Raw genomic sequence first — 5,605 nt, forward strand, 5'->3', positions numbered from 1 at the left:
GTATATAATAATAGTAGACTCTCTAATCTTATTTTTATTTTTGACAATATAATAGCATACAGTAATCTCCCTATAATTATTCCAAACCAAAATATACTGACAATGATATAACTTAAATTATCAGAAACTAAATTCATATATGGCAGTAAATTTGAAAAATTAGTTTCTATATTAATATAAAAGAAGCACCATATCAAGATAATTATAATTATCATAAACTTTTTATTAGTAAAGACATTAGTGAGGTTACTTTTCTTCTTGTTTTCTACTTCGAATGTTAGTGAACTTACTATCCAAAGCGAAAAAATATTTACTATAAGTATAAAGAGAACTGAGAATTTTGTATTTGAGTATGACTCGAGCAACCATACAATAATAGGGAGCAATAGTGCCCCTATAGCAAAGAATGATTCAATATATCCAAAGACTTTAGCAGAATTGAATTTATTGTTAAATATATATGATGCTATAGATGATTCTATTAAACCAGCACAAAATCCAAGTATAGCTATGAGAAAGTGAAGAAGTAAGAAATTTTCGAAAAAAACAAAGGCAGTAACGATTATTAAAATTAACAAATGAATTACTTTAAGCGTATTTTTTATACTTTTACTAAATGATAAAATAGAGTAAAATACTCCGATCATAAATGTCGTGAACTGAATACTTATTAAATTTGATACATCTGATTGATTCATATTAAATTCGATTTTTAAGTATTGATTAAATGAACCGACAAAAGTGTGTATCAAGCCAATAAGAAAATACATTAAAGAAAAATAGAGGATGTGATTTTTAGTCATTTTTGTTTAATGTATTGCTTTTGTTTATGACTATTAATACAATGTTCTAAAACTTCTTGTGCTCTCAAACCATCCTCGAAAGTTGAAATAGAAGTTTCTTTTTTATACTTGATAGCTTCTAAATAGATTTAAATGTGTGTAGTAAAAACTATCTTTCCACCCGTAAAACTCATTTTCAGGGTCAATGTATATCCTATCTTCTAATGGAATGATTTCTTGAACATTATTATTGCTTAGAATAATAACCCCGCCTTTTTTAGATGAAAACTTTATTTCGCCATTATATCCTGATATATTAATATGGAATCCGCATAATTCCTTTTCACATGCTTTTGAAGTCTCTATATGAATGTGTTGACCGTGATTAGTTATAAAGAACGTCTCTGAATGGTCATCAACTTGAACCAGGTTATTGCCTTTATGTTTTACTTTGGTCATCATTTTAGTTTTAATTGTTTCTACCTTCACTTGACTATTTGTAATATAAGTAGCCAAGTCGAGAAGATGTATCCCTAAATCACCTAAAGCCCCACTACTTAATTTTGAAGTACCATCATCTCTCCAAGTAAAGTTTTTTCTTCGATAAGCACTATTTTTTAAAAATGACATATGAATAGATATTATTTCACCAATTTTATCATTTTCTGCATACGACGCCTTTATAGAACCATATAAACGCGATATACGGGACCATGTAAATCGCGTTTTTCAGTACCATATAAATCGGCCAATTAGTACCAGTGATTTTATTTAATTTTTCTCAATGATTATCATCCTTAAAATATTTTATATGACTTTGATAAAGCTCGAACTAAAATCGCATCTGCGATGGCTCCACCGCCTACTTTCTTAATTTAACAATACATTCCCTCAGGAAAGTTGTCCAATTAAGTGTAGACGATTCAGGAGACTATTTTTTTTTGCATTAAGTATTACAAAATAACCTAATAGGCCAGCAAGTAAAATAAATATAAATATACTCATATGTTCACCTCTATTCTACAAATTTCCATGCAAAATAATATATTTTCATTTAATAGCAATTATACTATTTAATTACTCTAAAAAAAGTGTAAGATAATAATACTGAAGCAATAACTTTAAGTTCTTTAAAAACTGGTTACTTCGATGGGCTATCAGGAATATTACATGTTTTAATTAAAATTAATTTTTATAGCAAAAAAAAGAATCATACTTCATTTGATACAGAATATATAATAAGCGAATTATATAATATGGAAAATGAAAAAGATGAGCTAGAAGGAGATATTATTAATGGAAGTATAGGTTTTTTATATTTTCTTTCTGAATATTATAAGTATAATGATGATGATAAAATTAAAAACTACATATATAATTTGACTCAAAAGTATTTACAATCCAATATTTCCAATACTTATTTAGGTTTTGCTCATGGGATTGCTGGAGAAATATATGTATTAAATAAAGTACAACTTATTATAAATGATGATGCTCTAAATAACTATATAGAGTGGTGCTATAATCAATTAACTGTAAATTTAAATAATGAAACTTATAACTGGAATATTAGTAAAGATGACAAAACGCAGCCTATTAATTGGTGCCATGGTTCTCCAGGAATATTATTAGCTTATCCACAAAATAAATATAATTTAGATTGGCCTATTGATAAAATCATTAAAAATATTATTGATAATAAAAGTTCAAATTTATGTTTATGCCACGGACTAGTTGGGAATCTTTGGATTTTAAATTATCTATATAAGGAGTCTTTAGTTCCATTCAATAAATTAGATTGTTATAAGAACAAAACTATCGATAAATTTTTAAATGAATTTGAACCTTCAAATTATAACAAAAGTTTTATGATAGGAGGAGCAGGAATTTTAAATAACTTGCTTATTTCATCCACCCCAGAAAGTTTATTTATATAATATTTGTAATTTAAACTCTATTTCAACTTTTATCAAATTTTTAAAACAAATAGGATTTAGTAATGATATTTATTGATATAACAGGTATAGAGGAAATGTTATCTAGAAATCCACAATTATATTCTCGCAAAGGACTCATACATGAATTTGATAATCTAAGCAAAACAAGACGTATCGTAATTATCAGAAGTTCTATTCATATAAAATATACTAAGATTAGCTGTGAAGAAATTTATGACGATAGATTTCCTCACAGCAATTTTTTATAGTTGTAGAGAGAAGTAGATCGACCGGTCTCGTGAATCTTTGAGTCCGTAATTTAAACTGATCAGCTTTACTCTCCTTTTGAAATTCGATTGAAGTATGTTGGGTTCTAGAAACCGTGTGTAGGAAAATGAAATGAAAAAGGCCAAGTAAAGTTAAAATCTTCTCAATTCAATAGAGAAAGGGATGATTTTTATCAACTATTTAGGTATTGATATAAGTAAGTCAGAAAGTGTGGTCGCACATTATAATAATGAAGTTTTGATTAAAGAAATGGTCATTCAAAATAACCAAAATGGCTATCGTTATCTTAAAAATTATATAAAGAATCTTGATTTTCTATTTATACTCTTTGAATCAACAGGTGTTTATTCGAGAGCAATGAAACGCTTTTGTAAAATTCATAAAATAGATTATCTAGAAACGAATCCCCTAGAAGCTAAGTTCAAAACTAGTTCGTTAAGATCATGGAAAACAGATAAGTAAGACGCACATAAACTCGCACTTCTTACCTTTAGAATGAAAGATTCAAAGGTACAACGTCAGTCTGAAGAGATATACTTTGAACTGAGAGAACGTACACGCTTTCATTTAGAAATGGAAATGAATCAAAATCGTCTTAAAGTTGAGTTAGTCGAAACACTACATCAAACATTTCTAGGGATAGAAAAGTTATTTACTAACAGATATTCAAAAATCGCATTAAATATAGCTAAAGAATTCCCTCATCCTGGATGTGTAAGCATTTTGTCTAATGATGAATTGGTAGAAAAAGTCCATCATTCAACTGATAAAGGCATTTCAATTAAAAAAGCTCACAAGTATGCCAAACGATTAATTGAGATAAAGAATAATAGCTTTTCGAATGTGCACAAGTCTTCTTTTCTCGTACAAAAGTCCAATATTTATGTGACAAACTGCTTAGTGCGATGGAAGAAAAGAAAGCATTTGATCAGGAAATGATTGGTTTAGCTAGAAATACAACTAAGTTTGAAAACATTATTTCAATTCATGGCATCGGAGAACTCACAGCTGCATTGCTTATTGGTGAGATTGGTGATATTAGAGAATTTAAAACAAATAAACAACTGAATGCATTCTTAGGGATTGATGTTAAACGTTATCAATCAGAAACTTCAAAGAGTCGAGATACAATCAACAAAATAGGAAATAAAAAAGCAAGGCGTTTATTGTATTTAATGATGCTAGACTAAGAAACGGACACAGTAAATTGATAAGAATTTAATGTATAATAAAAGAAATCAATTTATAGGAGTGTCAGTGATGGCGAGAAGAAAATACGATCATAGCTTTAAAATGGAAGCAATCCAATTAGTGGAATCAGGGAGACGTGCCTCAGAAGTTTCTAGAGATCTAGATATTCCTATTCAAACCTTAACAAGATGGCTGAGTATATACCGTAAAAACGGTGAAAAAGGCTTTGTCGGTAGCGGTAAACGTATGTCAAAAAAGCAAGCAGAAACTGATTTAGAAAAGCGATTAAGAGATTTAGAAGAAGAGAATAAAATCTTAAAAAAGGCTATGCACATCTTTGCCAAAGACCAGAAGTAATATACAAGTTTATCTATGGACACCGACATGAATTTCGTGTCGTAAAGATGTGCCAAGTTCTAGGTGTTTCGAGAAGTGGTTATTATGATTGGAAAAATCGCAAGCCAAGTGCGCGCATAGTGAAGCGTGAAGGTTTGAAAAAGCATATTTATCAAATCTATATTAAAAGTCAAAAACGATACGGAAGCCCCAAAATCACACACATACTGAGGCGTCATGGACATACTGTAACCCAAAGAACTGTCAGCAGATTGATGAAGGAACTCAGTATAAGGTCTATTACAAAAAAGAAATACAAGGCAACAACCCATTCAAATCATCGTCTTCCTGTATACCCTAATTTATTAAACCAACAGTTTAAAGTATCACACCTCGGCAGCGTTTGGGTAGCTGACATCACATATGTATACACGAAGGAAGGATGGTTATATTTAGCCACAGTGATGGATTTGTTTTCCCGTAGAATCATTGGTTGGGCGATGGCACCCCGTATGACTAAAGCACTTGTGATGTCAGCTCTAAACAAAGCGTGTACAATTCAAGAACCTAGAGAAGGCCTAATCCACCACTCAGACCGAGGAAGTCAATATGCCTCAATAGAATATCAAAATTTACTATATGAAAAAGGGATTCAAACGAGTATGAGTCGTAAAGGAAACTGTTACGACAATGCTTGTATAGAATCTTTTCATAGTATCATCAAAAAGGAATTGATACATCATCAGGACTATAAAACCAGAAATGAGGCGATGTTTAGCATTGTGGAATATATCCTTACTTTTTACAATTCCAAAAGAGTGCATTCAACGTTAAATTATATGAGCCCCATTGAATTTGAGAAGAAGTACGCAACAAAATAGCCTAGCTTAGAATGTACTTTTTGATTTTTAAAAGTACATTCTAAGCTAGGCGAGCAAGCGAAGCGCGGTAGAATTCTCTTTTTTCTGTTTCCGGATTCTTGACATAGATTCAGTACCCCTAAATCACCTAAAGCCCCACTACTTAATTTTGAAGTACCATCATCTCTCCAAGTAAAGTTTTTTCTTCGAT

At 30.3% G+C, this 5,605-nt stretch carries 7 protein-coding genes and 1 pseudogene; 5 read left to right on the forward strand and 3 right to left on the reverse strand.

Annotated features, from left to right (window positions below; all coding sequences use genetic code 11):
• Both C1H58_RS12010 and C1H58_RS12015 read right to left on the reverse strand, forming a co-directional pair.
• Positions 1-803, reverse strand: an 803-nt coding sequence (locus C1H58_RS12010) for an MFS transporter (protein ID WP_165546306.1), incomplete at its 3' end; no start/stop codon positions are given.
• Between the two features lie 102 nt (positions 804-905).
• Positions 906-1,412 (reverse strand): Gfo/Idh/MocA family oxidoreductase, encoded by a 507-nt coding sequence (locus C1H58_RS12015; protein ID WP_242681013.1) that lies wholly within the window; start codon positions 1,410-1,412, stop codon positions 906-908.
• Between the two features lie 485 nt (positions 1,413-1,897).
• Here C1H58_RS12015 and C1H58_RS12020 point away from each other — a divergent pair, with 485 nt between their 5' ends.
• The 5 genes and pseudogenes from C1H58_RS12020 to C1H58_RS12030 all read left to right on the forward strand — a co-directional run bounded on the left by C1H58_RS12020 (position 1,898) and on the right by C1H58_RS12030 (position 5,415).
• Positions 1,898-2,719, forward strand: coding sequence for a lanthionine synthetase LanC family protein (locus tag C1H58_RS12020; RefSeq protein ID WP_165546307.1), 822 nt, complete (start codon positions 1,898-1,900; stop codon positions 2,717-2,719).
• Positions 2,720-3,169: 450 nt separating this feature from the next.
• On the forward strand, positions 3,170-3,469 hold the full coding sequence (locus tag C1H58_RS12430) for an IS110 family transposase (RefSeq protein ID WP_242680381.1): 300 nt from the start codon (positions 3,170-3,172) through the stop codon (positions 3,467-3,469).
• A gap of 33 nt (positions 3,470-3,502) precedes the next feature.
• Complete coding sequence (locus tag C1H58_RS12435) at positions 3,503-3,946, forward strand: hypothetical protein (protein WP_242681014.1); 444 nt, start codon at positions 3,503-3,505, stop codon at positions 3,944-3,946.
• Positions 3,913-4,197, forward strand: a complete 285-nt coding sequence (locus C1H58_RS12440; protein WP_242680383.1) for an IS110 family transposase — start codon at positions 3,913-3,915, stop codon at positions 4,195-4,197. The genes C1H58_RS12435 and C1H58_RS12440 overlap by 34 nt, the downstream gene beginning before the upstream one ends.
• Positions 4,198-4,267: 70 nt before the next feature.
• Positions 4,268-5,415 (forward strand): annotated as a pseudogene (locus C1H58_RS12030) (IS3 family transposase).
• Here C1H58_RS12030 and C1H58_RS12255 read toward each other — a convergent pair.
• Positions 5,370-5,605, reverse strand: a 236-nt coding sequence (locus C1H58_RS12255; protein WP_207623140.1) for a hypothetical protein, incomplete at its 5' end; no start/stop codon positions are given. The pseudogene C1H58_RS12030 and the gene C1H58_RS12255 sit on opposite strands and share 46 nt — an antisense overlap.

It is taken from the genome of Staphylococcus sp. 191 (genome assembly GCF_011174885.1).
GTDB lineage: Bacteria > Bacillota > Bacilli > Staphylococcales > Staphylococcaceae > Staphylococcus > Staphylococcus coagulans.

Coding starts and splice junctions, on each gene's coding strand:
- C1H58_RS12435 (WP_242681014.1), top strand. CDS start 3,503: ATGAAAGATTCAAAGGTACAACGTCAGTCTGAAGAGATATACTTTGAA.
- C1H58_RS12440 (WP_242680383.1), top strand. CDS start 3,913: ATGGAAGAAAAGAAAGCATTTGATCAGGAAATGATTGGTTTAGCTAGA.
- C1H58_RS12015 (WP_242681013.1), bottom strand. CDS start 1,412: ATGTCATTTTTAAAAAATAGTGCTTATCGAAGAAAAAACTTTACTTGG.
- C1H58_RS12430 (WP_242680381.1), top strand. CDS start 3,170: ATGATTTTTATCAACTATTTAGGTATTGATATAAGTAAGTCAGAAAGT.